Raw genomic sequence first — 26,440 nt, forward strand, 5'->3', positions numbered from 1 at the left:
ACTACCTGGCTGCCAGCGCTGAAATTGGCGTCACGTAGGGGATTCGAACCCCTGTCTACAAGAATGAAAATCTTGTGTCCTGAGCCAGCTAGACGAACGTGACAAATACCCTGGTGCCCACGGTCGCGATTGGAACGGCCGACCTGCCGCTTACAAGGCGGCTGCCTTACCGCTCCGTCGGCTGAGCTACGCAGGCAAAAAAAACTGAGTCCATTTCGGCTGTACCTGCATGTGGGCGGACGGCATGAAGCCGAACCGGGATTTCCCACTGCACTGCATTTCCGGGGCCATGAACCCCGGCTGCCAGCACACACGCCACCAGACCGTCTCCTCGGTCTCGCGCAGGTGACGTGAAACAGGCACACCCGAAATGGAGCGGACAGACGGCTTCGAACCGACGACATTGAGCTTGGAAGGCTCTCGCTCTACCTACTGAGCTATGTCCGCAATTTTTTGCGGGACTCGCTGCCATCCAGTGTTGGCTGCTGTCCCGCTGCAATTTTTTAAAGAGTCCCGCGCCTGGAGCGCATCGACGGCACGATCACCGTCAGGGAAAAACAAAAAGGCCCGGTTCCTTGCGGAAACCGGGCCTCTGGGTGTCAGAGATTTAGAAGGTACGCCTAGGCGTCTCCTCCTCCCGGTTGTGTGGAATCCTCGTGGTTCTGCTTGGGCATGGCGGTCCGCAAAATGGACAACGCGAAGGAACTCAGCCCACGGCATTGGCCCAGATGAACGTCAAGGCGACGCACGGCAACACCGCCCCAGACGGGGGTGTTGTTTCTTGCGGTGGCGGCTATCGGTTTCATGATGAGTCCGTGGAAGGAGTTGATGTCAAAGTAGCGATGAAAGGTAATGTAAAATCTTTTTACATCATCGTCAACGGGTCGATGCAAAATAAATTCGATTGTTGCAATCACGTCACATGGACTCCGAGAACGTCAATAGAAACCGGCGCAACAACCTGCTGATCATCATTCGCGAGTTCAGCGAGAGGGAGTTGGCCGCCGGCGAATCACCTGTCGGCATGCTGGGCCGCATCGCCAAACAACTCGGCCTCAGCGCCGGGGGACTGAGCCAGTTCAAGGGTGACGCAAGGGGCACCGCGCGGAACATCGGCGATGCAGCAGCCGCGCAGATCGAGAGCAAGTCCGGAAAGCCAAAAGGCTGGATGGATACGGATCGCGGCGGAGACGCCATCAATCCTGCAGAAAACGCTTTTATCGAACTCGCGCGCATTGCCTGGCGGACGACGGATGCCAAGGGCCGGCGCCTTTTGATGCAGATTGCGAAGCGCGGCTTTAGTGGACAAACTGGAGATGATCTCTCCCACATGGCCAAGCCCGGTGACAAATAATTTCTGCTGGACCAGATACTGAGGGGTGAGGACTGCAACAACGCCGGCGGAACCTCATCTCCGCAAAATCTGCATTAACCGCTCAAAGCCTCGATTTGCAGGTACTTATTTCCTCATTCCAGATTGCGGTCCAGACGGCACAGCGCCGGTGCCATCAAAGAACGCCTCCGCGTTTCCCGTTGGAGCGGCTTTTAATGGCGCGCTTGATGCACTTCAGCAAGCGCTGCTCATCCAGCGGCTTTTCAAGCCACTCCGAGACGCCGAGCGACTGGTTTTCGGCATGCTGCCGGGCCTCTGCCGCGATGACCGACAAGACCAGCACCGGCAGCGTGGCGGTGCGCTTGTTGGCGCGCAGCTCACGAACAACGGTGAGGCCGTTTTCGTAAGGCAGCTTGATATCCACCGTCATGGCAGCATACGTCTCCATCTTGAGATAGTCACGTGCCTGGTCTGCGGTATGCGCCATGTCCGCGTCGTACCCGCCTTTGTCCATGATCATGCCGATAAGCTTGGCAACATCCGGGTCGTCTTCGCATACCAGCACGCGGGGACGCGCATACAGCCCCACCGGTGCGGTGACAGGGGGGGCTTCGCGCCATTCGGGCAAATCAAAGTAAAACGTCGTTCCCGCATTGCTTTCGGTCGTGAAACCGATGTTGCCCTCCATGCGCTCAAGAATGACTTTGGAAATGCTCAGGCCAAGCCCGGTCCCGCCTTTTTGGCGGGTGTCGGACGAGTCGGCCTGCGAGAACTTCTGGAAGATGCGCGACCGGAATTCGTCGGGAATCCCGGGGCCCTTATCGGAAATTTCCACCCGGGCGCGACGGCCACGCTTGCGCACAGTCACATCGACCGTTCCCTCCGGAGGAGAAAACTTGATGGCATTGGACAACAGGTTGGTCACCACCTGGATCAACCGGTCGCTGTCAACGCAGACCTGCAGGGAATTTTCGGCTTTATGCAGGGCCAGCTTGACGCCGTGCTGGGCGGCAAAGCCCTCGTTATCCGCCAGGGCCCGCTCCAGCAATGGCTCAAGCTCCTGCGCCTGCAACTCGAAACGCATCTTCCCTGATTCGATTTTCTCGCTGTCGAGAATGTCATTGATCAGCCGGATCAGCCGCTCGCAATTGCTTTGGGCAATACCCACGAGGTTTTTGGCTTTTTCCGGAATTTCGCCGGCCACACCGCCCCATACCAGTCCCAATGACCCGCGTATTGACGTCAGCGGCGTGCGCAACTCATGGCTGACGGTTGAAACAAACTCGGTCTTCATGCGGTCAATACGCTTGAGCTCGGTGACGTCCGTCCCCAGCGAGGAAAACCCGATGACCATGTCCTGCTCATCGCCTTCACCATATCTGGGAAAGTAGTTCATGACGTACTCGCGGCGGTCGCCGCCGGCTGTCACATACTCGAACTCATGACGCACCGAGTAACCGGAAAGTGCTTCGCGTACATGCACCCTGACCTGGTCATACAGCTCAGCCCCCAGCACTTCCTGCATCGGCCGGTTCTCGATTTGTTCGGCTTTCAATCCAAACGCTTCTTCGTAGGCGCGGTTGTGGAATTGAAAGCGCTGTCCTCCGTCGATATAGGCAATCAGGGCCGGAACGGTGTCGGTCAGCTGGCGCAATTGCTCCTCGCTGTTGCGAAGGGCTTCGGTAATGCGCACGCTCTCGGAGATGTCGTGAATGATGGCCGTGAAAAGCCGCTTTCCGCTCACATTGACATCGCCAAAGGACACGTTGACGGGGAATTCGGTTCCGTCGTGGCGCTGGCCCAGGATCTTCACGTCCCACTCCCGGAAGCCGCGCTGGCGGCCGCTCAGCCCGGAGAAAAAGGCACTGAACCCCATGCGGTACCGCGTTGGCAGCAGCATGGTGACCTCCTGGCCGACCAGGTCCTCGAGCCGGTAACCAAAAAGATGCCTGGCCGCGCTGTTGGCGTGAACGATCAAGCCGTCCCCCGTCGCCGTGACCAATCCCTCGGCCATGCTCTCGGTCACGGCCCGGCTCATGGCTTCGCTGTCCAGAAGCTGCGCTTCAGCTCGGCGGCGCTTTTCCTGCGTCCGGAGAATCCTCTGGATCGCCCAGCCAAATATGCTGAGCGACAGCAGTCCGCCCATCAGGATCAGTTGCTTGACGGTTTCAGCGGTCTGGCGGGTTTCGGCCTTGGTGTGTTCAAGGGCTGATTCTTCGCCCCCCTTGATACGGCCAACCAGGATATCGATTTCATCATGGAGCTGGCGGTTCAGGGGTCCACCCACGAGAGCTATGGAGGCCTCCAGGCCGGATTGCTGGCGCGCCGTGACGGTTTGCTCCATCACACCGACCGTTCGCGCGATCGCATCTTTCAGTGCAAGCCAATCTGCTGCGGAGGTAACAGCATCCTGGCTGGTCCGCATGCTTTCGAGCGCCTGCTGGATCTGCGCGAGGGACTGCCGGTAGTCCGCCAAGTCGCTGGAGGCATTGGTCAGCAAATAACGCCGCTGCAGGGATTCCGTCGCCTTGAATCCGGACACCACGCGCTGGAGAACGAGCGCCTTTTCCCGCGCTTCACTTTCACTCTGCGCATCGCTGATCAGCGAATTGATGGTGACATAGGATGCCGCGATACTCAGGGCAATCAGCACCATTCCGGCACACAGGGCCACGTTGATGCTTGAGCGAAAGGGCATTTTCATGGCGTTTGGAGCTTCTTCAGGCCTGTTCGCCGCAAAGGCGCGCTATTGGGTGCCCAGCACGGTGCGGACGGCCTGAATCAGTGATTCCGTCTCTACGGGCTTGGTGACATACCCGTCGGCACCGCCCGCCAGGCCTTTGAGCACGGACTCCCGCGTTGCCTTGGCAGTCAGCATGATGACCGGAACGTCCTTGAGCACGGGATGGGAGCGAATCCGCAGCAGGATGTCGAAGCCGTCCGCATCAGGAAGCATCACGTCCAGAAGCACCAGATCGGGAATCGGCTGCTTGCGAAACTCCGCCACGATCTCGGCACGGGAACCGGCAGTCCTGACATCAAAGCCTTCGAACGTCAGGTAGCTTTTAAGGAATTTGGCGAGATGCTCCTCGTCGTCCACGATAACGACTGACGGGCGTTCACCAGCTGCATGGGAACGGGGTGCGCCGCGTTTGCGCGCAATACGCACATAGTAATTGGACTTCTTGAGCGTGGCCGCGCAGGAGTCGGCTTCCGCGTCCGCCGCTGTCAAGGCCAACGGGCTGAGGTGGAGTTGAAGCGAGGCCGCAAACGGATCAGGCTGAACCATTTCCACGAGCCCCTTGGCATGGAGCAGATCGAGCGTGCCGTCTACTGTGGCACTGCCTGCTTCACCCATGCTCTGCCGGATCTGCGCGACCGTCAGGATGCCATCAAGGCGCACCAGTAATTCAATCTCAGGCTGCGAAATCGAAGTGGCGGCACTGCGCAGTTCCTGTTGACCTTTGGATGTAACCGCATAAACGTTGTTTGGATGCACTGTGGATGTCCTTTCGCGGGTAACGGGTAACAGTCGTGGCATGAGCCTGAATGCATTCTGATTCTAGTGGCTTGCGATGTAAGGAAACGATACACCTGCAGGCCCGGCCCCGCATGGATCGCTTCGCTAAGGGCCTGCGGTGGCCGGGTTTGCCGGTGGTAACCCTGACTGCAGCGCAGCGATCAGCTCGCCCAGGGATGACTCCAGTTTCCCCAGTAAATCGTCCAGACTTTGGCGCGGCAGGCCCTCATTGATGGCCTGCTCAAGCGCGGCCGCATCCGCCGGCACGCGAATGGCGCCGATCTGGGCCGAAACGCCCCGCAGGGAATGGCTGAGCAGTTCGGCGTTTTTCAGGTCGCCCGCATCCAGCGCTTCGCGAATATGCCGGGGAGTGTCCCGGCGGCCGTCGAGATAGCGGCGCAGCATCGACAGGTAAAACCCCTTCATGCCCATTGCGCGGGTCAGGCCGACGCTGAGATCCAGGCCGGCAATGCTCTCAGGCAACGTGGCGTCTGCAGCATCCGCCATGGGAATTCCCGTACCCGGCGTTTTGACGGTATCCCGCGGCGGCGCGGGCAACGTTGGCGGGGTCGTTGTCGCAACAGCCTGCGGCAAGCGCGCCGGTTTCAGCACCGCATAAACCGGAATGGGCTCCGCAAATCCCTTGGCCGTGACGGCAGGCCGTGCTTCGGCCTGGATTTCCGCCTGCACCAGCGCATGGGTTTCACGGGAGATCAGCATCTGGCCGGGCTCTGCGGCCTGCTCAAGCCGCGCGGCAAGGTTCACCTCCCGGCCAATAATGGTGTAGTCCATGCGGAGCTTGCTGCCGAAATTGCCGACGTCGCAAAACCCGGAATGAATGCCGATGCGTATTTCAAACGCCTTGTCGATACCCATCGTTTTCCAACGCACCTGAAGCTCGTCAAGCCGCACCAGCATGGCCACCGCCATCCGGACGCACTGCACGGCATCCTGCTGCCGGCCAAGGGTGTGCGGGTCCCCGAAAAAAATCACGATGGCATCGCCGATGAATTTGTCCAGCGTGGCGCCATAGTCGGCCGCGATTTGCGACATCTCTTCGAAATAGCTGTTCAGCAGGAACGTGACTTCTTCGGGCTGCCATTTTCCGGTCGATTCGGTGAAGTTCTTGATGTCCGAAAAAAACACCGTGAGCCATTTGCGCTGCGTCTCGATTTCGGCCTGGCGCGACCCGTCAAACAGGGACTGGTAGACCTGCGGTGCCAGGTAACGCGACAGTTGTTCTGACAGGGTCTTCAGGCGCTTGGCATTGGCGCTGCGTTCAAGATGCATCCTGACGCGCGCCAACAGGATGGGCGGGCTGACGGGCTTGGTGATGTAGTCGGTGGCTCCCAGGTCCAGCCCATATTGCTCCTCCTCCACGCTGGCAAGCGCCGTCAGGAAGATCACCGGGATATCAGCCGTGCGCGGATCGCCTGCCAGTTGCCGCATCACCTCGTAGCCGTCCATGCCGGGCATCATCACATCCAGCAGGATGATCTCTGGGCGTACCCCCGAAGTTGCCGCCTGCAGGCCCTCCTCGCCCGACGCAGCGGCAATCACCTCATACCGGTCCTGCAGCAGCGTCGCGAGGAAATAACGTATGTCCTCGGTATCGTCCACCACCAGGATGCGGGCCCTCCGCGCGGAGAGCGCCTCGCCAACCAGCGGCTTCACAGGTTCAGTCATGATGCGGCTCTTCCATGAATGCCGGGCCAGTTGCGGCCCTACCGGTTTTCGGGCAGAGAGATATGGGAGACAGGGGTCTGCATCGTTGCAGTCTGCCTTATTTCACCAGCTCCACCCGCATGGCGTCAATCACCGCCCTGTAGTCGGGTTTCCCGAAAATCGCGCTTCCCGCGACAAAGGTATCGGCACCGGCCGATGCCACGCGCGCGATATTGTCGGTCTTGATGCCCCCGTCGACTTCCAGGCGAATGTCTTTTCCCGAAGCGTCAATGCGTTTTCTCGCATCTTCTATTTTGCGCAGCGCGGAGTCAATAAAGCTTTGTCCGCCAAAGCCCGGATTGACGCTCATGATCAGGATGAGATCAATGTCCTCAATCACCCAGTCCAGCACGTCCAGCGGCGAAGCCGGGTTGAACACCAGTCCTGCTTTGCACCCCTTTGCCTTGATGGCCTGCACGCTACGGTGCACATGGCCCGACGCGTCGGGGTGAAAACTGATGAAGTCGGCACCTGCATCGGCAAAGGCTGCAGCCAGTGCATCGACGGGCTGCACCATCAGGTGGACATCCACCGGCACGGCAGTGCCATCAGCTTTTTTTGCATGGGGCTTGAGCGCCTGGCAAATCATCGGCCCAAAGGTCAGGTTGGGCACATAGTGATTGTCCATGACGTCGAAGTGGATCCAGTCGGCTCCTGCAGCAATCACGGCTTTGATCTCGTCACCCAGCCGGGCGAAGTCGGCGGACAAAATGGAGGGGGCGATCCGGTAAGTAGGCGGCGTGTTTTTAGGCATGGCCGGATTGTCGCAGCAAGCCGCGGCCGCGTCATGCCCGCACGCATGGCAGCCTCCCGGGCAGGCGGTTAACATGGACGCCAACCGTTTACCTGCCATGCCCAAATACCAGTTCTCCTGCGAAGTCGTTCCGCAATACCAGCCCGACCAGTCGGCCCCGGAAGACCACGTCTACGGGTTTTCCTATACCGTGACGGTGACCAACACCGGCGACGTGACCGCCCAGCTGATTTCCCGGCACTGGATCATCAGCGACGCCAACGGCCACAACGAGGAAGTCAAGGGGCTCGGCGTTGTGGGCCACCAGCCACTGCTCAAGCCGGGCGAGTCGTTTCAGTACACCAGCGGATCGCGCCTGCGCACGCCCACCGGCACCATGCACGGCAGCTATTTTTGTGTTGCCGAAGACGGCGAACGTTTTGACGCCCCCATTCACATGTTCGTTCTGGAAGCACACAACGGCAGCACTCCGCACGGCCGGGTGCTGCACTGAACGGATGGGTTTGACCGGCTGATGAAGGATCTTGCTTCCCTCCTGAAGGCGCTCGACCCCGACGCCGATCTGGCCCGCCGCCACGTCTGGCTGATCAAGCTTTTCGAGTGGATTCGCGGCGACCAGACTTCCGTGCCTGCGGCCGTGTCACGGGTACAGGCGTTGATGGATGCCGTGGAGATGCAGCCCGAAGTGCGCACACGGCTGCAAGCCTGGTGGCAAACGCTGATGCAGACCGTTGACATCACCACCTTGCTGGCCGACTTCGGCTTTGCACCGCGCACGGCGTTTGTCAGCGAGCTGGCCGAACGCCTGCGCCGCAAGCTGCTTCCCGGAACGCCCGAAACCACCGATGCTTCGGAGCTTTTCCCCCTGGTAGCGCCCACGCGTTTCGATGCCCAGTGGATGGGCGCACTGGAAGATGCCCAGATCAGCCGCCTGACGCAACTGTTGTCGGCCAGCCCAAAGCTCGATGCACTGCACTGGCAATACAGCCTGATGGACGCCCTGACGTATTGCACCGCGCAGATTCGCGCCACTGGTTTTGCGCCGGAGCTGCGTCTGCGCATGAACCGGGCCACGCCACACGCCCGGGCCTTCCATGCCTTGCCCGCTGATATCGACGAGCTGCGTAACGCGTTCTTCAAGCCCGACCGGGACGATGCCCAGCTGCAATCCGCGGTCGCACAGTACCGAGAACGGCTGGACGCCTGCCGTCAGGCCGTCAACAGCATCTACGTGCACCTTGAAGACCACGGCATCTCCGTAGGCATGGTGTTTCGCCTGCGCCAGTTGCGCGAACGCATCCTGCGCGTGCGCGAACTGCTGGACGCCCTGCTTTCGGCCAAACCCGGCATGGCTGCGCTGAAATTGCTGACGCGCCGCGTCATCACGGCGCAGGAGAGCAAAAGCATAGGCGCGCTGATCAGCGCCAACTCCACGCTGCTGTCGGCCAAGATGGCTGAGCGCAGCGCGGAGACCGGGGAAACCTACATCACCCGTACCCGCGAGGAATACCGCGAAATGCTGGGCAAGGCCATGGGCGGCGGAGCGATCACCGCCTTCACCACGCTCCTGAAATTCATGGTCGTCGCCGTCGGGCTTTCTGCCTTCTGGGGCGGCTTCTGGTCCAGCGTCGTCTATGCCGGCAGCTTTGTCGTCATCCAGCTGCTGCATTTCACATTGGCCACCAAGCAGCCCGCGATGACCGCGCCGGCGATGGCGGCCAAGCTCAAGGACATCGGCTCGGCCGATACGACCGGCCCCATTGAAGCGTTCGTCGACGAGGTGACGCACCTGGTGCGTTCGCAAGTTGCGGCGGTCTGCGGCAATGTATTCATGGTCGTGCCGGCCGTGCTGCTCGTCAACACGCTGATCCAGGTCGTCCTGGGCCGGCCCATGATCAGCGTGGCCGACGCGCACCATGTGCTGGAGACCCTCACCGTGATGGGCCCCGCCCTGCTGTGGGCCGGGTTCACCGGCGGCATCCTGTTCGCAGCCAGCATGATCGGAGGCTGGACCGAGAACTGGTTTGTACTGCATCATCTTGACTCGGCGATGCGCCACAACCCGCGCATCACTTCCGTGCTGGGCAGCGAGCGCGCTGCGCGCTGGTCCGGCTTCATGCGCGACAACATTTCGGGTTTCGCGTCCAACATCGCACTGGGTTTCATGCTCGGCCTCATACCGGCCTTCACCGGTTTCTTCGGGCTTGAACTCCAGGCCCGCCACGTCACCCTGTCAACCGGACAACTGGCGGCGGCCGGCGCCTCTCTCGGGCTCGAAGCATTCCGGCACTGGCAAATCTGGTCCTGCATTCTTGCCATTCCCCTGATAGGCGCGCTCAACCTCGGCGTGAGTTTTTACCTGGCGTTTCGCCTGGCACTGCAGGCCCACAACGTGAGCAACCTCGACCGCGCCCGCATACGCATCGCCATCTGGGCACGCCTGCGCAGCCACCCGCGCAGCTTCTTCATGCCCTAGAAACTGGCTCCCCCCTGTCCAGGCTCACTGCGTGTAGCCTGTTCTCCCCTCGAGGGGACGGCGCCTGCGGTCTGGCAAAGCCAGTCCCGCGGCACCACCGGTTGTGCGCACTGAACTCTTCAAGCAAGCAGGGGCCGCGGAACCGGCTTTGCCGGGCCGCAGGCGCCGTCCCCTGCAAGGGGGAAAGGGCTACACGCAGTGAGCCCGATAGGGGTGTGCTTCATGTTCAGGCCTTGTCCTACAGCCCCTGCCGCGAGGTGCCTGTAAATTAATGCAACGTTTCTTTTCAGGAACACCACCGGGCTTCATGCTGCCAAGGCTGGCCACTCAACGCGCAACATGCCGCAGACACAGGGCATGCTTGTAGAAGAAGTCCTGACGACAGTGGAGACAACCCCGTATGAACGAAATCCTGGCCATATGGGCTGAGTGGATCAAGCCGTCGGCAGGTTTGCCGACTGTGCAATGGTCCGTCCTGCTGGCGGTGGCGGCTGCTGCCGGCCACCTCGCCAACCGCTACACCGGCCTGCCCAAGGTCATTGGTTATTCACTCGTGGGCGGGCTGGCCGGACTGGCGGGTTTTACCGGCGCCGTGTGGCCATTGCAGGGCACCGGGCTTTTCCTGCTGGAACTGGGCGTTGCGGTGGTGCTGTTTGAAGCGGGCGGGCGCATTCCGCTGCGCTGGTTTCGCCACAACCCCATGGTGCTGGTGCAAAGCCTGGCCGAATCTGCCCTTACCTATGTTTTTGTCCACTGGGCCCTGAACAAGCTGGGCGTGCGCGAGATCGTTGCGGAGTCGCTCGCGCTGCTGGCCATGGCCGCGTCACCGGCTGTTCTCTCGCGCGTGGCGATCGACACACGTGCTGCCGGACCGGTGACAGAACGCGCCCTGGTGCTGTCGACGCTGGGCACCCTGTATGCCCTCACATTGTGCAGCGCCCGCGCGAGCCTGATGCCGCGAGGCGAGGCCGCACTGTCAAGCCCGCTCTATGCAGTGCTGGTGGTGCTGGGCCTGTCTGTCGTGGTCGGTGCTGTGCTCGCCCTCACCCTGCGCACCGCCCTGCGGGTAATGAGCCCCACCAGTGAAAACACCGCCATCCTGCTGCTGGCACTGATCGCCACAGGTGCGGCGCTGGCAGCCCACTTCGGCGGCTCGGCGCCGCTGGCAGCTTTGCTGGGCGGCATGCTGCTCAAGCAACTCAACCCGCGTCCCTGGTCCTGGCCACGGCAGATGGGCACGGCCTCGTCGATGCTGACCATGTTGATGTTTGTGCTGGTCTCCGTGGTGGCCGCGCAAGCAGACTGGAGCGGGCCCGTCGCCGGGCTGGTCATCGGCATGGTGGTGGCCCGCATGGTTGCCAAGATTGCCGGTGTCGCCATCGGCAACGTGGGCAGCGGCGCCAGCTGGAAGCAGGCCCTCTGGGTGGGCTGCGCGATGTCGCCGATGTCATCGGTGGCGCTGCTGCTGGTCTCACAGTTTGCGGCGGCCTCGGGCGCCACCGGACGCCAGATTGCCAGTGTGGCCCTGCCTGCGATCTTGCTGATGGAAGTGCTGGGCGCCGTGCTTGCCACCGTGGCCATCCACCGCTCGGGCGAAAGCTCCAAACCCTGGGCGCCGCTCACACGCAGCCCTTCCACAGGACCTGTTCATGAGTCTTGAACCTTTCCAGAAATCCGCGGCCCTCTCGCTGGGTGTCGAGCTGGAACTGCAGCTCGTCAATACCCACGACTACGACCTCGCGCCGTATGCCGAAGACATGCTGCGCCTGATGTCCAAAATTCCGCTGCCCGGCGCTGTGGTGCCGGAGATGACGTCCAGCATGATCGAGATCTCGACCGGTGTGTGCCATAACGCCTCTGAGGTGCTGGGCCAGCTTTCGCAGATTCGCGACGCGCTCGTCAAGAGCGCCGACAAGCTCAACATTGCGGTGGTGGGCGGCGGAACGCATCCGTTCCAGCAATGGCACGAGCGCCGCATTTACGACAAGCCGCGCTTTCGCGAACTGTCGGAACTGTACGGCTACCTTTCAAAGCAGTTCACGATCTTCGGCCAGCACGTGCACGTGGGCTGCCCCGATGCCGACAGCGCCTTGCTGACGCTGCACCGCATGTCGCGCTACATACCGCACTTCATCGCCCTGTCGGCGTCTTCACCCTATGTGCAGGGGCAAGACACGGCGTTTGATTCGGCGCGGCTCAACTCCGTGTTCGCCTTTCCGCTGTCGGGCCGTGCGCCGTTTGCCCTGACATGGGACGACTTCACCGTCTACTTCGACAAGATGACGCGCACAGGCGTGGTCAAGAGCATGAAGGACTTTTACTGGGACATCCGCCCCAAGCCGGAGTTCGGCACCATCGAGATCCGCGTGTTCGACACGCCACTCACGGTGGAGCGTGCCACCGCCCTGGCCGGTTTTGTGCAGTCGCTGGCCTCCTGGTTCATGCACGAACAACCCTTCATGCCGACCGAAGACGACTACCTGGTCTACACCTATAACCGCTTCCAGGCCTGCCGCTTCGGGCTGGACGCGGTCTATGTCGACCCGGCCACCGGCGGCCACATGCCGCTGCGCGAGCACATCCTGCTGACCATGGCGCAGATTGAACGCCATGCCACCGGCATGGGCGCCGGTGCATCGCTGCACCTGCTGCGCAACAGCGTGGAACGTGCCGACAACGACGCCCGCTGGCTGCGTGAGAAGCAGGGCGAGGAGCACCTGCTGGCCGAAGTCATACGCCAGGCGGCCGACCGTTTCCGCGGTGGCGTCACGCACCAGCAGCACCCCTGATCCGGCTTTGCCGGGCAGCAGCAGCCCTGGAACCCGTTCACAGGCCTGTATGCTCGGCGTATGGGTGAATTTGACCTGATCGCACGCTATTTCACGCGTCCCGCCGGCCGGGCCGCCCTGGGTGTCGGTGACGACTGCGCATTGCTGCAGCCCGCGCCCGGCACACAGCTGGCCATCTCCAGCGACATGCTGGTCGAGGGGCGGCATTTCTTTGCGGAGGTGGATCCTTTTACGCTGGGCCACAAGGCGCTGGCCGTCAATCTCAGCGACCTGGCCGCCTGCGGCGCCCAGCCCCTGGCATTCACACTGGCCCTGGCCTTGCCCCGTATCGACGAGGCCTGGCTGGCCGCGTTTTCGCAGGGCCTGCTGGCGCTGGCCGACGCGCACGGCTGTGAACTGGTGGGCGGCGACACCACCCAGGGCCCGCTCAACATCTGCATCACGGTGTTCGGCGAGGTGCCTGTGATCAACAGCAAGAGCCAGGCACTGCTGCGCTCCGGCGCAAAACCCGGCGACGACATCTACGTCAGCGGCACGCTGGGCGACGCCCGGCTTGCCCTGGAAGCACTGCGCGGAACCCTGGCCCTGCCTGCAGAAATCCTCTCTCAGGCCCGTCAGCGGCTTGAACAGCCCACGCCCCGCGTCTCCCTCGGCCTGGCTTTGCGGGGGATTGCTTCGGCTGCCATCGACGTGAGCGATGGCCTGCTGGGTGACCTCCAGCACATCCTCAAAACGTCCGGCACCGGTGCCACGATAGACACCTCATCCACTATGAATTTGATAGCTGCTAGCGCTCGTCCTGATTGGCCACAAGGCACAATTTCTCATGAAAAGCAGCTGGAATACGTGCTGGCCGGCGGGGACGACTATGAGCTCGCCTTCACTGCGCCGCCGGCCTCGCGTGAGGCCGTGCAGGCGGCTGCAAGCCTCACCGCCACCCCTGTCACCCGCATCGGGCACATCGACTCCCAGCCAGGCCTTCGGCTGATTGATGCACAAGGAAAAGCTGTTTCGCAGCGCTTCTCCTCCTTTGATCACTTTGCCGGGAAATAGACAAGGGAAGACAAAGCGTCTGCGCGCCGGCACCGGCGTGGTTCAGGTCCCGGTCTGTTTGCGCAGCCGGGCGTGGCGCGCCAGGCTCTGTACAAACCGGGTTGCGGCCCGCAGGGCGGCCGGCGCGGCCCCATGGCCGAAATTCTCCACGGCCTCGCGGCGTAGTTGCCTGGCACGCAGCCCGGCCAGATCGATCAGCCGGTTGTACTCGTCAAGCTGGTTGGGGTGGTTCATGATGGTTTCCTTTTCTGCCCCGGGGTTTGTTACGGGGTGAAAGCACTGTAGGAAAAGCACGGCCCGCCGGAAACGGCATGGCCCGCAAATGGGTCTTGCGCTGGCTGCAAAGCCGCCCGCAGGCCTTGTACTGGTTACCATTGGCCCATGCGCAACCTTGGCTTCGACGACATGCTCCTCTTTGCCCGCGTGGCCGAGCTGGGCACCCTCTCGGCCGTTGCCCGCGAACGCGACGTGCCGGTAAGCCAGGTTTCGCGCAGCCTGAGCCGCATCGAAAAAGCCTGCGGTACACGCCTTATCCATCGCTCCACGCACGGTTTGGCGCCCACCGCCGAGGGCGAAACCTTTCTGCAGTACTGCCGCCGTATAGTGGGAACGCTCGACGAGCTGGAAGGCGAATTTGCCAGTCAGTCGCGTCAAGCCACCGGGTGGGTGCGTGTGGCGGCCAGCACGGTGGTCGCCCAGTACCTCCTGGCGCCCAGTTTTGACAGCCTGCACCAGCGCCATCCGCAGCTGTGCGTGGACCTCCAGGTGGAAGACCGGCTGGTGGACATGGCGCGCGACGGCATCGACATCGCGATTCGCACCGGTACGCCGGTAACCGACACGGTCGTTGCACGGCAAATCGGTGCGCTGGGCCGGAGGCTGTATGCCGCGCCGGGCTATCTTCAGGCCTACGGAACACCCAGGCACCCCGACGAATTGCACAGCCACCGGCTGATCACCAACAGCGGCGTGCCCATGCTCAACCACTGGCCCTTCTTGATTGACGGAAAACCCAGCGTGATCGTGCCCAAGGCATCCTGGCGATCCGACAATACCGGCATGACCGCCACGCTGACGCTACAGGGGCTGGGTATTTCACGTTGCGCCACGCTGGTCGCCGAACCGCTGGTGCGCCAGGGCTTGCTCGTCCCGGTGCTTGCGGACTTTGTCGACGAACAACCCAGCCCGATTTACGCCGTGACACTTACCAACCGCCACCGCCTGCCCAAAATCAAGGCCTGCATCGACCATTGGGCCGAATGGCTGGAAAAAACCAGCGCGGCCCCAGCCTCATGATCCCCATGTCCGAACTCACTCCCCCATCAGAAGCCCCCAGCCCACCGCGGTTCCGGCCCAATGTCCGGTTCCTGCTGTCGCATCCTGCGCATTTCATCGCCCTTGGTTTCGGCTCGGGCCTGAGCCCGGTGGCACCCGGCACGGCCGGCACACTGTGGGCATGGCTGGCCTTTCTGGTGCTGCAGCAATGGCTGTCGCCGGCCGACATGGGCTGGCTGATTGCCGCCTCTACCCTGATTGGCTGGTGGGCCTGCACCGTCACCGCGAAGGCCATGAACGTGCTCGACCCCGGCAACATCGTCTGGGACGAGGTGGTGGCCTTCTGGCTGGTGTTGTGGCTGGTCATGCCGGCGGGCTTCGAAGCGCAGCTCGCCGCGTTTTTGCTGTTCCGCTTTTTTGACGCCGTGAAGCCCGGCCCGGTGGCATGGGCGGATCAGGCTTTCAAGGGCTTTAGCTGGCGCGGCGGCTTCGGCATCTTGTTTGACGACTTCGTGGCGGCGTTCTGCGCCCTGCTGGTGATCGCCTTCTGGAGGTTCTGGTGAGCAGTGATTTGCTATCAAAAGAGGAGCTGCTTGCGCCCGTATCTATTGGCTTGATGGCCGATTTATTGCTCAAAAAAGGCTGGAGGCTCGCCACGGCCGAAAGCTGCACCGGCGGCATGATCTCGGCCGCGTGCACCGACCTGGCGGGCTCCAGTGCCTGGTTCGAGCGGGGCTTTGTCACCTATTCCAACGAAGCGAAAAACGAACTGCTGGGTGTAGACGCTGCGCTGATTGCCGGGCACGGAGCCGTCAGCGAAGAAGTGGCCCGTGCGATGGCCTCCGGCGCCTTGGCCCGCTCGCACGCGCAGGTGTCCGTGGCCGTCACCGGAGTGGCCGGCCCGACGGGCGGCAGTGCCGCCAAGCCTGTCGGCACGGTATGGTTTGGTTTTGCGCTGCCCGGCCGGCTGGTGTCGGAAGTCCGGCGCTTTGACGGCGACCGGGCCGCGGTGCGCAGCGCCACGGTGAAGCACGCGCTGCAGCGGCTGCTGCAATTGCTGCGCGAAGCCGGCTGACGCGTGAGCGACGCCGGCACAAACCGAAGCGCTATAGAGTCGCGAAGCCGCCAGGCCACCCGAAAACAACCACCCAGGAGACACCATGCACCCCAACCAGGCCACCCTCGAGAAGTTTTACGCCGCCTTCGCACGGCTGGATTCCGACACCATGGCGACCTGCTACGCCCCGGACGTCGCTTTCGACGACGCGGCGTTTTCACTGCGGGGGCACCGCGAGGTCACCGGCATGTGGCACATGCTGTGCGACGCCACAAAAGCCAAGGGCATGGATGTCTGGAAACTCACCTACAGCGGGCTGGAAGCCGGCGCGAGCACGGGAAAATCACACTGGGATGCCTACTACCGCTTCAGCGCCACCGGGCGCATGGTGCACAACAGCATTGACGGCGCGTTTGAATTCAATGAACAGGGCCTGATCACGCGGCACCGTGATCACTTTGATTTCTGGACCTGGTCGCGGCAGGCGCTGGGTGCACCCGGCCTGCTGCTGGGCTGGACGCCTTTCCTGCGCAACAAGGTGCGCGCGCAGGCGGCGGCGAATCTGCAAAAATACCTGGTGACGCGACACTAAGCCCGCGCAAGAGTTGATTTGAACGGGAGTTTTCATGTCCTGGTTTGACGGTTTTGAATCACGCAGCTTCGAGGTCAACGGCGCGTCCATCAACGCGCGGTTTTCCCGGGTCGTGCCGGGTGATCCGCTGCGCCCGGCCCTGTTGCTGCTGCATGGGTTCCCGCAGTCGCATGTGATGTGGCACCGCGTGGCGCAACGCCTGGCAAAACACTACTTCCTGGTCATGCCCGACCTGCGCGGTTACGGAGACTCTTCCAAAACCGCGGGCCTGCCCGACCATAGCAACTACAGCAAACGCAACATGGCGCACGACATGGTCGGCGTGATGGATGCACTGGGTGTGGACCGCTTTTACCTCTGCGGCCACGACCGCGGCGGACGCGTGGCACACCGGCTGGCGCTGGACTATGCGGCACGCGTGCAAAAACTCTGCATCATCGACATTGCCCCCACACTGGACATGTACGAAGGCCGCAGCATGACGCAGCCCTACATGGCGTTTGCGCGTGCCTATTACCACTGGTTCCATATGTTGCAGCCGGCGCCGCTGCCCGAAATCATGATGGGCGCCAACCATCCTGAAACAGCCAGGGCCTACCTGCACGCCAAGCTCGGCGGCTGGGGCAGCGCGGGCCTCAATTACATCGAGCCGCAGGCCCTGGCCGAATACGAGCGCTGCTTTTGCAACGCCGAAGCGCTGCATGCGGCCTGCGAAGACTACCGGGCCAGCGCCGGGATTGACCTGGACCATGACCGCGAAAGCCGCGCGCAGCACCTGAAGGTGACCTGCGATTTGCTGCTCCTGTGGGGCGAACGCGGTGTAGTGCACCGGATGTTCGACCCGCTGGCGCTGTGGGAGGCGCAATGCAGCGGCGAGGTTTCGGGCCATGCCATGCCGGCGGGCCACTTCATCCCCGAGGAACAGCCCGTGGCGACGGCCACCGCGCTGCACAACTTCTTTCGCTGACTTCAAGGGACGGCCATGTCGACTTACACGGCAGAGGTTTTGTGGGAAATCAATGGCGGTGATTTCCCGGGAAACCGCTACAGCCGCAGGCATCTGATCCGCTTCGACGGCGGCCTCGAAGTGCCGGGCTCTTCTTCACCACATGTGGTGCCCCTGCCGATGTCGGACGCATCGGCCATGGACCCGGAAGAGGCATTCGTCGCCTCGCTGTCGAGCTGCCACATGCTGTGGTTTTTGTCGATCGCAGCCAAACGCAGGTTTTCCGTGACACGCTACTTTGATGCGGCCAGTGGCGTGATGGAAAAGAACGCGGAAGGAAAAATCGCCATGACCACCGTCACCTTGCGGCCCGAGGTGGCGTTTGCCGGTGAACGCATGCCGACACGCGCCGAGATCGACAAGCTGCACCATGAGGCCCACGACGCCTGCTTCATCGCCAACTCGGTGAAAACCGATGTGCGCTGCGAGCCTGTGTATGGCGGCGCATGACTGACCGCAGGCCGCTGCTGGTCGCTCTCGGCCTGCTGGTACTGGCCGCGCTGGTGTGGTCGGGTATGGCGCCGTATGACCGCGGCACCTGGATGCTCGAGGTGGCGCCTGCCGTCATCGCCGCACCGGTGCTGCTGGCCACGGGCCGGCGCTACCCGCTGACGACCTTGCTGTACGTGCTGATTGCGCTGCACATGCTGGTGCTGATCGTGGGTGGCGCCTACACCTATGCCAGGGTGCCGCCGGGTTTCTGGCTGCAGGACATGTTTCACCTGGGCCGCAACCCTTACGACAAGGTCGGCCACTTCATGCAGGGGCTGGTGCCTGCGATGGTGGCGCGCGAGGTATTGCTGCAGCGCGGCTACCTGGGCAGCCGCCGCATGGCGGGGTTTTTGTCGGTGTGCGTGGCCATGGCCATCAGCGCGGTGTATGAGCTGGTGGAGTGGTGGGCGGCCCTGGCGCTGGGTCAGGGCGCGGATGAATTTCTGGGAACCCAGGGGGACCCCTGGGACACGCAATCGGACATGTTCATGGCCTTGATCGGAGCTGCGGTGACGATCACGCTGCTGGGCCGATGGCATGACCGGCAAATGCGCAAGCTGTCGGGTTTGTAGGTATTTGGTCCACAGGGCAATCAGGCCGGGCGCAAGTCGCTATTGAATTCATAGCAATCGGATGAAATCCATCTGGAAGGCGGTTCTTCCTCTAGCGACCTCATGCCCTGCGAGCCAACCCTGCCAGAATCCCCCAATGCAATTTTTCAAAGACCTCAACCTCGCGGCGTTCACCGCGGGCTTCGTCGCAGTCCTCGTCGGCTTCACCAGCTCGGTTGCCATCGTCTTCCAGGCCGCCCTTGCCTTCAACGCCACGCCTGCCGAGATTGCCTCGTGGATGTGGGCGCTCGGCATCGGCATGGGTTTGTGCTCTCTTGTGCCATCGTTGTGGCTGAAGAAGCCGGTGATGGTGGCCTGGTCCACACCGGGTGCCGCCGTGCTGGCTACTGCAGGGCTGGCTGGCGGTTTCTCGATGGGAGAAGCGGTTGCGGCATTTATGGTCAGTGCGGCGCTCATCACCTTGTTCGGCATCACCGGCTGGTTTGAAAAAGTCATGAACCGTATTCCTGTGGCCATCGCCTCCGCGTTGCTGGCCGGTGTGCTGGCGCGCTTCGGCATCCAGGCCTTTGCGGCAGCGCAAACGGCTTTGCCTTTGGTGTTGCTGATGCTGGCGATCTACCTATTGGGCAAGCGGTTGATGCCGCGTTATGCGGTGGTGCTGACGCTGGTCGGTGCCATGGTGTTTGTCGCTGCGCGCGGGCAACTGGCGTGGTCTGGGGTCGCTTTTTCGTTGGCGATGCCGGTGTTCGTGATGCCGGAATTCACGCTGGCCGCCGTCGTCAGCCTGGCCGTTCCGCTGTTTGTAGTGACCATGGCTTCGCAGAACCTGCCGGGCGTTGCGGCCATACATGCCGCCGGTTATGGGCCGGACAGCCCGGACGGCGGCATTCCGGTGTCAAAAGTCATCACGCTGAGCGGCCTGGCCACGCTGGTGCTGGCGCCTTTTGGCGCATTTGCGCTCAACCTGAGCGCGATCACTGCGGCCATCTGCATGGGCCGGGAAGCGCATGAGGACCCGGCCAGGCGCTACACCGCGGCCGTATGCTGCGGCGCGATCTACATCGTGATCGGCATATTCGGTGGGGCAATCACCGGCCTGCTGACGGCTTTCCCGAAGGAGCTGGTCGTCGCCATTGCCGGGCTGGCGCTGCTGGGAACCATCGGCAACGGCCTGGCCGCGGCGGTGAAGGATGAATCCCACCGGGAAGCGGCGCTTATCACTTTTCTCGTCACCTTGTCGGGCGTCGTAATAGCCGGTGTGGGCTCGGCCTTTTGGGGCGTCGTCGCGGGCGCGATTGCGCTCTTTGTACAACAATACGGCCAACAGCGCCGCGAAGCCCGCTCCGGGGCGGCGCCAAACCCAGGGACACGTTCCACACCATGAACCTTCTTTTTGTTGCCGATCCGCTCGAGTCATTCAAGATTTACAAGGACACCACCTTTGCCATGATGCGGGAGGCGCAGCGCCGCGGGCACCGCATCAGCGCTTGCGAGCCGGCCGACATGAGCTGGGAGACCGGTGCGAAAGTCACAGCCCAGGTGCGCCACATCACGCTGACAGGCGACGCAGATGTGTGGTTCACGGCCGATGCCGCGCGGCCCGACGGCCGCGAAGCCATTGCGGGTTTTGATGCGGCGGTCATGCGCAAGGACCCGCCTTTTGACAGCGAATACTTTTACAGCACGCACCTGCTGGAGCAGGCCGAGCGCGAAGGCGCCAGGGTCTTCAACAAGCCCGCCGCCTTGCGCGACCATCCTGAAAAGCTTGCCATTCTCGAGTTCGCGCAATTCAGCGGCCCGACGCTGGTCACCCGCAGCCCGGCCGACATCAAGCGCTTTCATGCCGAGCACAAGGACATCATCCTCAAACCGCTGGATGGCATGGGCGGCATGGGCATCTTCCGCGTGAAGGAAGACGGCCTGAATCTGGGCAGCATCACCGAAACACTGAACAAGAATGGCGCCGAGAGTGTGATGGTGCAGAAATTTCTGCCAGAGATCGTCAAGGGCGACAAGCGCGTGCTGGTCATCGGGGGAAAACCGGTTCCTTTCAGCCTGGCGCGCATTCCCCAAGGCAGCGAAGTGCGCGGCAATCTGGCGGCCGGCGGCGTGGGTGTAGCGCAGCCGCTCTCAAGGCGGGATTTTGAAATTGCCGAAGCGCTGGGCCCGGTGCTGGCCGCGCGCGGCCTGCTGCTGGCCGGTGTCGACGTGATCGGCGACTATGTGACCGAGATCAATGTCACCAGCCCGACCTGTTTCCAGGAAATCCACGACCAGGCAGGCTTTGACGTGGCGGCCATGTTCATTGATGCACTGGAACAGGCTGTCACGACAGCCGGCGCCTGACAGCCCGATCACACAGGCGGGCTACGCCCGTCAGGCGGCGATAAGTGCGCCGCCTTCAAAGACCTTGAGTTCCCCGGGCGCAAATGAGGTCCAGGTTTCATTGGTGGTGAGCGGCGCCGTGACCACCACGGCGACGCGGTCGCTCGGCCTGGTGTGCTCGGCAAAGTTCACGCTCACGTCCTCGTCGCTCAGCGTGGCATGCGCAAAGGGGTGCTTGCGCTCCACGTAATAGAGGTTGGTGGACGCATGCGCCCACAAGGCCTGGCCGTTGCTGAGCAAAAAGTTGAAAGTGCCGTGGGTGGCGATGTGCGCCGCCAGCTCACGCAGCGTGATGCTGAGTTCCTGCACGCTGGGAACGCCCGCGTGAGACTTGGCCATCTCCTGCATGATCCAGCAAAAAGCGCGCTCACTGTCAGTGGTGCCGACGGGCCGGAAGCTGCCGTGCAGGCGGGGCGAAAAATCTTTCAGGTCGCCGTTGTGGGCAAACACCCAGTAGCGGCCCCACAGCTCGCGCACAAAGGGGTGGCAGTTCTCCAGCGCGACACGTCCCTGCGTGGCCTTGCGGATGTGTGAGATGACGTTCCGGCTTTTGATCGGGTAGCGGCTGATCAGCTCGGCCACCGGCGAACTGCAGGCCGGCTGGTGGTCGACAAAATGGCGCAGGCCGCGGTCGCTGCCGCCGGCCACGCTGTCGTCACCTTCAAAAAAAGCGATGCCCCAGCCGTCGGCATGGTGGTCGGTGTGGCCGCCCCGCTGCGCGAAGCCCCTGAAACTGAAGGTCACATCCGTTGGGGCATTACAGTTCATGCCGAGAAGTTGGCACATGTCAGTCCGCTTCCTGCTTGTTATTCGGTAAGTTGTCAGGCTGGGCGGGAGCCGGCACGCGAAGCTGCCATGCAGCCACCACGGCCAGTACGCACAGGGCGGCCAGCATCAGGAAGGCTTCATTAAAAGCAGCCAGCCGCGCCGGGCTGCTGGTTGCGTTGGCCAGCGAGTCGCCATAGGCGGCCAGCCGCCATTCCAGCACGATGCCACACAGACTCACGCCGATCGCGCCGCCCAGCATGCGCAAAAAGTTGATGGCGCTCGAGCCTTGCGACAGCAAATGCTCATGCAGGGGCCGCAGGGAACCCAGGTTGAGCGAAGGCAGGATGAAGCCCAGCCCGATGCGGCCCAGCATCGCCCACATCACCAGCATCCACAGGCCCGAGGCCAGGCTCACCGTGAGCATCAACGCGAACGAGGCTGCCAGCAAGGCCAGGCCGATGCTGACGAGCAGCCAGGTCGGGTGTTTGTCCGCCAGCCGGCCCACGCCCGCAATCGTGGCCGCCAACACCAGGCCCGCGGGCAACAGGATGGTGCCGACGTGCGAGGCCGAGAGATTCAAGCCCAGTTGCAGGTACACCGGCAGCAGGTAGGTGGAGCCAAACAGCGCGGTGCCGTATATGAAAGCGACGATGCTGCCCATGGCAAAAGGCCGGTAGCCAAAGAGCGCCAGGTTCATCAGCGGTGCACCGCCCGAAGCCGCCAGGCGGCGTTGCCACCAGATGAATGCGGCCAGCGCCGCCAGCGCGGCGCCCAGCAATACGAAGGCATGCACGCGCCCGGCGCCGTGCAGCTCGACCATGCCGTTGAGCAGGCACAGCGTGCCCACCGCGCCCAGCAGCAGGCCGCGCCAGTCGATCATCGCGCCGTTGCGGTTGGGCTCCACGCCGCCCGGGGCGGTGTCGGGCACGTAGCGGTAAGCCATCCACAGCGACACCAGGCACAGCGGCACCACCATGAAAAAAATCGAGCGCCAGCCAAACAGGTCGACCAGCACACCGCCCACGCTCGGGCCCAGCGCCGGCGCCAGCACCACGCCCATGCCGAAGAGGCCGCTGGCGCGCCCCTGCTCGTGTGGCCCGAAAGCCCGCATGATGATGATCGCGGGAATCGGTTGCACCACACCGGCCGCCAGGCCCTCGGCCACGCGCGAACCCAGCACCAGCCCAAAGCTGTTGGCCAGACCGCCCACAATGCCGCCGGCCATCAGCAGCACCATGGTGCCCACATAGGTGCGGCGATAGCCGTAGCGCGAAAGCAGCCAGGGCGTGGTCAGCATGGAGACCGTCATGGCCACCATAAAGCCCGAACTCACCCACTGCGCGCGCTCCTGCCCCAGCGTGAAGTAGTGGCTCATGTCGGGAATCGCCACGTTCACGATGGTCGACGACATGATGGAAGCCATCGTGCCGATCATGACCGACAGCAGCAGCAACCAGCGGTAACGCGGACCGTGGCGCGCCTGCAGGCCGGCAAGGGATGCGGGCATGGCCCGGGTGTCCGTCGTCAGTCTCTCGGCTCGGACCAGAGCTTGCCGCCGGTCGCCCAGTTTTCGCGCTTGATGTCGGTGATCAGGATGTCCACCGAGTCGGGCTGGCCGCCGAGAATTTCGACGCTGACACGGGTAATGGCCTCGACGAGCTTTTTCTTCTGCTCGATGGTCCGGCCTTCCATCATTTCGACGTGGTAAGTGGGCATGGTTTCCTCTGAAGGTGTGGTGGTTGATGCGGGTTGAACACAGGGTTTTACGGGTGCCCGGTCAACTGGCCCGCAAACATGTCTGATACCCGATGATAAAAGCAAGAGGCCGGCCTTGTTTTGTCGGCCTCCACTGACAGCATGACAGGTGTTGGTGCCGGGCGCCGGAGGGTTCGCCGGGGCTATCCTGTACCCTTGGGTTCTCCTTCCGGGGTGCCTGCCGGGTGTCCTCCTGCCAGGTACTTTGCGCTTTGGGCCTTGCGGGCCCACCATTCATTCGGTCAAGCCACTTGTTTTTCACCACGCCATCCAGATCAACCGACCAACCCCTGCCTTTGCTGGCCGGCCGCAACTACCGTTGCCATTGCGGACAGCCCGTCTTTTTTCGCAACAGCAAATGCCTGGCCTGCGGCACGCCGCTGGGTTATGACTGTGAGCGCGGCCTGCTGCTGCCGTTGATGCCCGGGCCGCAAGAGGGCACCTGGCAGGAATGGCAGGCCGCCGGCGCACCGGCCGGCGCGCCGCCCGACGATGCGCAGCCGCCTTCGCTCGAAGAAATTCCCGGCCAGGAATCTGCGCCCGGCGCTGCGTCTGCCGCACCCGTTGAGGAAGCCGGGATGACGCAGGCACCGCCCGCTCAACCTGCCGAAAGCGGCGAACCGCTTTACAGGCGATGCCTCAATCTCTCAACCCCCGCATCGTGCAACTGGCTGGTGCCGGTGGAAGACCCCGCAGACATGTGCCGCGCCTGCCGCCTCAACCGGACCATTCCGGACCTGACCGACCCAGCCCTGCCCGACAACGGTTACCTGTGGGGGCTGGTCGAGCTGGCCAAGCGCCGCCTGGTGTCCGCACTGATCCTGCTCGGGCTGCCGGTGGCGTCCCGCATGAGCGAAGACACCGAGCGCGGCCTGATGTTCGACTTCCTGCGTTCGCCGGTGAACGGCCCGCACATCATGACGGGCCACAACACCGGCCTCATCACGCTCAACGTGGACGAGGCCGACGACGCCAAGCGTGAAGCCGTGCGCAAGGCCATGCGCGAGCCCTACCGCACGCTGCTTGGGCATTTCCGCCATGAGGTGGGCCACTACTACTGGGACCGCCTGCTTGCCGGCACTGCCTGGATGGACGGCTTTCACGCACTCTTCGGCGACGAAACCCTGGATTACAAGGCCAGCCTGCAGCGCAACTACGACGAAGGCCCGCCCGCGGACTGGCCACTGCATTACGTGAGCGCCTACGCCAGTACTCACCCCTGGGAGGACTGGGCCGAGTGCTGGGCGCATTACCTGCACATGCGCGATGCGATCGACACCGCTTTAAGTTTCGGCCTGAGCGTCGATCACTTCGACCTGGAGTTCACGCCGTTCACGATCGATGCGCTCTACCAGCCGGCGCACCCGGATGCCGAACAGTTCCTCACCTTCCTGAACCACTGGACGCGGCTGACCACCATGCTCAACGAGATGTCGCGCAGCATGGGCCAGCCCGATTTCTATCCCTTCATCCTGCCGACGGAGGCGGTCGCGAAGCTGCACTTCATTCACCTGGTGGTGTCGTCGGGCAGCTGGCTGCAGGAACAGGCCCCGGATGAGGCACAGACGCAGACGCAGACCCAGACCCAGAGTCCGTCAGAGGAAAAGGAAGAAATGAAGGAGTCGCAGCAACAACAGCAGGGCTAGCGCGCAGTTTTCAGGTGAGAAGAAGTTGCAGACCAATAAGGACGGGCGCAAGCAGCTATTTTTTTGATAGCGCCTGAGTGGATTGCGATGCGTTAAAGTCGGCACAACGCCCACCCTTCACGCCCGCCCATTCATGCCCACCCGACCCAGAGGCCACCACTACAGCGTCTATGTGATCGAGCTAGGGCCCGAAGTGTGGGACTTGGCACGCTTTCGCCGCGCCAATCCGGACTACCAGCTGGGCAAGCCTTTTGTGTATGTGGGCATGACCGGGCTGGATCCGGACGTGCGTTTTGACAAACACAAGGCCGGCATTCAGTCCAACCGTTTCGTCCGTGATTTCGGCGTGCGGCTTTTACCCCGGCTGTACGAGATGTACAACCCCATGCCTTACGACGCTGCGCGCGACATGGAAGTCGAACTGGGTATTGCCCTGCGCGAAGCAGGTTACGGGGTCTGGCAAGCCTGAACGGGGACCGCACCAGGGCCGGCTATTCAAGTGCACTCACGGCCACGCCGTGCTGCTTCGAAAACGCCTGGAGTGTTGCGGCGACCTGGGGATCCAGGAGGGTGGTCGTCAACTCAATGATCTTGTTGCCCTCGCCCTTGTGGCTGTCGCTTACGGTAACGGTGGCCGAAGGGTCGTCTGCGGCAAACAGCTTCTGCAGCGAAGGGCCCAGCGAGCCCATCAGGCCGTCGCGCTCGTCCTGCGCGGCGCCTGACTGCGCAGCATACTGAACTTCAAAAGAAAAATTCGTCCTGGGATTCATGTCGGGTGTCTTTCTGGGTGCCGGAAAAGCTATCGGCGCAGGGTGGCCGCGAGGGTGATCTCGGGAACGCTGGCCAGGGCCCTGGAGAGCGGGCAGGCCTTTTTGGCGCCTTCGGCGAGTTCCTGGAACTTCGCTTCGTCGATATCCGGAATCACGGCCTCCAGGGTCAGCGCAATGCGGTCGATCAGAAAGCCATCCCCCTGCGGCACCAGGCGGACGCTGGCGCGGGTGTCCACCAAGCTGGTGCCGAACCCGGCCTTGTCGCAGGCAAAGGAAAACGCCATGGTGAAACAGGCTGCATGCGCGGCACCCAGCAACTCTTCAGGATTGGTGCCGCTGCGGTCGTCCTCAAAGCGGCTGCCAAAGCCGTAGGGATACGCCTTGAGTGCGGCGGTGTCTGTGCTGATCTGGCCCTGGCCCTTTTTGCCTCGACCTTCCCAGTGAACGGATGCAGTTTTTTCAGTCATGGGGT

General features: G+C 62.7%; 28 protein-coding genes and 2 tRNA genes. 17 read left to right on the forward strand and 13 right to left on the reverse strand.

What is annotated here, in order from left to right; all coding sequences use genetic code 11:
• Window positions 1-25: 25 nt before the first annotated feature.
• The 3 genes from AC1D11_RS17280 to AC1D11_RS17290 form a co-directional block, all read right to left on the reverse strand.
• Window positions 26-103, reverse strand: a tRNA-Glu gene (locus tag AC1D11_RS17280).
• 268 nt (window positions 104-371) lie between these two features.
• Window positions 372-447, reverse strand: a tRNA-Gly gene (locus AC1D11_RS17285).
• A gap of 173 nt (window positions 448-620) precedes the next feature.
• The gene (locus AC1D11_RS17290; RefSeq protein WP_477651285.1) at window positions 621-806 is read right to left on the reverse strand and encodes a hypothetical protein; all 186 of its coding nucleotides are present in this window, start codon (window positions 804-806) and stop codon (window positions 621-623) included.
• Between the two features lie 116 nt (window positions 807-922).
• On the opposite strand from AC1D11_RS17290, the gene AC1D11_RS17295 reads away from it, so the two are divergent.
• Complete coding sequence (locus AC1D11_RS17295; protein ID WP_477647124.1) at window positions 923-1,354, forward strand: hypothetical protein; 432 nt, start codon at window positions 923-925, stop codon at window positions 1,352-1,354.
• Window positions 1,355-1,508: 154 nt separating this feature from the next.
• Here the strand turns inward: AC1D11_RS17295 and AC1D11_RS17300 are convergent, their stop codons facing one another.
• From AC1D11_RS17300 to rpe, 4 genes are all read right to left on the reverse strand, one after another.
• A complete protein-coding gene (locus AC1D11_RS17300; RefSeq protein ID WP_477647125.1) occupies window positions 1,509-4,037 on the reverse strand; it encodes a PAS domain S-box protein in 2,529 nt (842 codons plus the stop codon).
• A 42-nt stretch (window positions 4,038-4,079) separates the two neighbouring features.
• Window positions 4,080-4,832, reverse strand: a complete 753-nt coding sequence (locus AC1D11_RS17305; protein ID WP_477647126.1) for a response regulator transcription factor — start codon at window positions 4,830-4,832, stop codon at window positions 4,080-4,082.
• Window positions 4,833-4,958: 126 nt separating this feature from the next.
• Window positions 4,959-6,539, reverse strand: a complete 1,581-nt coding sequence (locus AC1D11_RS17310) for an adenylate/guanylate cyclase domain-containing protein (RefSeq protein WP_477647127.1) — start codon at window positions 6,537-6,539, stop codon at window positions 4,959-4,961.
• Window positions 6,540-6,636: 97 nt separating this feature from the next.
• Window positions 6,637-7,332, reverse strand: a complete 696-nt coding sequence (rpe, locus tag AC1D11_RS17315) for a ribulose-phosphate 3-epimerase (protein WP_477647128.1) — start codon at window positions 7,330-7,332, stop codon at window positions 6,637-6,639.
• A 97-nt stretch (window positions 7,333-7,429) separates the two neighbouring features.
• On the opposite strand from rpe, the gene apaG reads away from it, so the two are divergent.
• The 5 genes from apaG (at window position 7,430) to thiL (ending at window position 13,650) form a co-directional block, all read left to right on the forward strand.
• Complete coding sequence (gene apaG, locus AC1D11_RS17320) at window positions 7,430-7,825, forward strand: Co2+/Mg2+ efflux protein ApaG (protein WP_477647224.1); 396 nt, start codon at window positions 7,430-7,432, stop codon at window positions 7,823-7,825.
• A 21-nt stretch (window positions 7,826-7,846) separates the two neighbouring features.
• The gene (locus AC1D11_RS17325; RefSeq protein ID WP_477647129.1) at window positions 7,847-9,808 is read left to right on the forward strand and encodes a site-specific recombinase; all 1,962 of its coding nucleotides are present in this window, start codon (window positions 7,847-7,849) and stop codon (window positions 9,806-9,808) included.
• A gap of 400 nt (window positions 9,809-10,208) precedes the next feature.
• Complete coding sequence (locus tag AC1D11_RS17330; protein ID WP_477647130.1) at window positions 10,209-11,468, forward strand: cation:proton antiporter; 1,260 nt, start codon at window positions 10,209-10,211, stop codon at window positions 11,466-11,468.
• Window positions 11,458-12,597, forward strand: coding sequence for a YbdK family carboxylate-amine ligase (locus AC1D11_RS17335; protein WP_477647131.1), 1,140 nt, complete (start codon window positions 11,458-11,460; stop codon window positions 12,595-12,597). The genes AC1D11_RS17330 and AC1D11_RS17335 overlap by 11 nt, the downstream gene beginning before the upstream one ends.
• A 60-nt stretch (window positions 12,598-12,657) precedes the next feature.
• Window positions 12,658-13,650, forward strand: a complete 993-nt coding sequence (thiL, locus tag AC1D11_RS17340; RefSeq protein WP_477647132.1) for a thiamine-phosphate kinase — start codon at window positions 12,658-12,660, stop codon at window positions 13,648-13,650.
• A gap of 42 nt (window positions 13,651-13,692) precedes the next feature.
• Here the strand turns inward: thiL and AC1D11_RS17345 are convergent, their stop codons facing one another.
• Window positions 13,693-13,884: a hypothetical protein gene (locus AC1D11_RS17345; RefSeq protein WP_477647133.1), complete on the reverse strand. Its 192-nt coding sequence runs from the start codon at window positions 13,882-13,884 to the stop codon at window positions 13,693-13,695.
• Between the two features lie 147 nt (window positions 13,885-14,031).
• Between AC1D11_RS17345 and AC1D11_RS17350 the strand changes: the two genes are divergently transcribed.
• The 9 genes from AC1D11_RS17350 to gshB all read left to right on the forward strand — a co-directional run bounded on the left by AC1D11_RS17350 (window position 14,032) and on the right by gshB (window position 20,990).
• Window positions 14,032-14,946 (forward strand): LysR family transcriptional regulator, encoded by a 915-nt coding sequence (locus AC1D11_RS17350; RefSeq protein ID WP_477647134.1) that lies wholly within the window; start codon window positions 14,032-14,034, stop codon window positions 14,944-14,946.
• Window positions 14,947-14,951: 5 nt separating this feature from the next.
• Window positions 14,952-15,488 (forward strand): phosphatidylglycerophosphatase A family protein, encoded by a 537-nt coding sequence (locus AC1D11_RS17355; protein ID WP_477647225.1) that lies wholly within the window; start codon window positions 14,952-14,954, stop codon window positions 15,486-15,488.
• A 53-nt stretch (window positions 15,489-15,541) separates the two neighbouring features.
• Entirely contained in the window at window positions 15,542-16,000 is a 459-nt protein-coding gene (locus AC1D11_RS17360; protein WP_477647226.1) for a CinA family protein, read from the forward strand.
• A gap of 85 nt (window positions 16,001-16,085) precedes the next feature.
• Window positions 16,086-16,574, forward strand: a complete 489-nt coding sequence (locus tag AC1D11_RS17365) for a nuclear transport factor 2 family protein (protein ID WP_477647135.1) — start codon at window positions 16,086-16,088, stop codon at window positions 16,572-16,574.
• A gap of 34 nt (window positions 16,575-16,608) precedes the next feature.
• A complete protein-coding gene (locus AC1D11_RS17370; protein WP_477647136.1) occupies window positions 16,609-17,541 on the forward strand; it encodes an alpha/beta fold hydrolase in 933 nt (310 codons plus the stop codon).
• 15 nt (window positions 17,542-17,556) lie between these two features.
• On the forward strand, window positions 17,557-18,030 hold the full coding sequence (locus tag AC1D11_RS17375) for an OsmC family protein (RefSeq protein WP_477647137.1): 474 nt from the start codon (window positions 17,557-17,559) through the stop codon (window positions 18,028-18,030).
• Window positions 18,027-18,644: a DUF2238 domain-containing protein gene (locus tag AC1D11_RS17380; RefSeq protein WP_477647138.1), complete on the forward strand. Its 618-nt coding sequence runs from the start codon at window positions 18,027-18,029 to the stop codon at window positions 18,642-18,644. The genes AC1D11_RS17375 and AC1D11_RS17380 overlap by 4 nt, the downstream gene beginning before the upstream one ends.
• A gap of 136 nt (window positions 18,645-18,780) precedes the next feature.
• Window positions 18,781-20,028 carry a benzoate/H(+) symporter BenE family transporter gene (locus AC1D11_RS17385; protein WP_477647139.1) on the forward strand — a complete coding sequence of 416 codons (1,248 nt, stop codon included), beginning with the start codon at window positions 18,781-18,783 and terminating at the stop codon, window positions 20,026-20,028.
• A complete protein-coding gene (gene gshB / locus AC1D11_RS17390; protein ID WP_477647140.1) occupies window positions 20,025-20,990 on the forward strand; it encodes a glutathione synthase in 966 nt (321 codons plus the stop codon). The genes AC1D11_RS17385 and gshB overlap by 4 nt, the downstream gene beginning before the upstream one ends.
• A gap of 30 nt (window positions 20,991-21,020) precedes the next feature.
• Here gshB and AC1D11_RS17395 read toward each other — a convergent pair whose 3' ends face one another.
• From AC1D11_RS17395 to AC1D11_RS17405, 3 genes are read right to left on the reverse strand one after another with little or no spacing between them, the layout of a single operon-like run.
• Complete coding sequence (locus tag AC1D11_RS17395; protein ID WP_477647141.1) at window positions 21,021-21,815, reverse strand: class II glutamine amidotransferase; 795 nt, start codon at window positions 21,813-21,815, stop codon at window positions 21,021-21,023.
• Between the two features lies 1 nt (window position 21,816).
• A complete protein-coding gene (locus tag AC1D11_RS17400; protein WP_477647142.1) occupies window positions 21,817-23,304 on the reverse strand; it encodes an MFS transporter in 1,488 nt (495 codons plus the stop codon).
• A 17-nt stretch (window positions 23,305-23,321) separates the two neighbouring features.
• Window positions 23,322-23,513 (reverse strand): 4-oxalocrotonate tautomerase, encoded by a 192-nt coding sequence (locus AC1D11_RS17405; RefSeq protein WP_411881369.1) that lies wholly within the window; start codon window positions 23,511-23,513, stop codon window positions 23,322-23,324.
• Window positions 23,514-23,803: 290 nt separating this feature from the next.
• Here AC1D11_RS17405 and AC1D11_RS17410 point away from each other — a divergent pair, with 290 nt between their 5' ends.
• Window positions 23,804-25,198: a zinc-binding metallopeptidase family protein gene (locus AC1D11_RS17410; protein WP_477647143.1), complete on the forward strand. Its 1,395-nt coding sequence runs from the start codon at window positions 23,804-23,806 to the stop codon at window positions 25,196-25,198.
• Window positions 25,199-25,331: 133 nt separating this feature from the next.
• Window positions 25,332-25,667 (forward strand): hypothetical protein, encoded by a 336-nt coding sequence (locus AC1D11_RS17415; protein ID WP_477647144.1) that lies wholly within the window; start codon window positions 25,332-25,334, stop codon window positions 25,665-25,667.
• A 22-nt stretch (window positions 25,668-25,689) separates the two neighbouring features.
• On the opposite strand, the gene AC1D11_RS17420 is transcribed toward AC1D11_RS17415, so the two are convergent.
• Together AC1D11_RS17420 and AC1D11_RS17425 are read right to left on the reverse strand one after the other, a co-directional pair.
• Window positions 25,690-25,968, reverse strand: a complete 279-nt coding sequence (locus AC1D11_RS17420; RefSeq protein ID WP_477647145.1) for a hypothetical protein — start codon at window positions 25,966-25,968, stop codon at window positions 25,690-25,692.
• A gap of 29 nt (window positions 25,969-25,997) precedes the next feature.
• A complete protein-coding gene (locus tag AC1D11_RS17425; protein WP_477647146.1) occupies window positions 25,998-26,435 on the reverse strand; it encodes an OsmC family protein in 438 nt (145 codons plus the stop codon).
• Window positions 26,436-26,440 lie beyond the last annotated feature (5 nt).

This window comes from Polaromonas sp. P1_E11 (genome assembly GCF_056405995.1).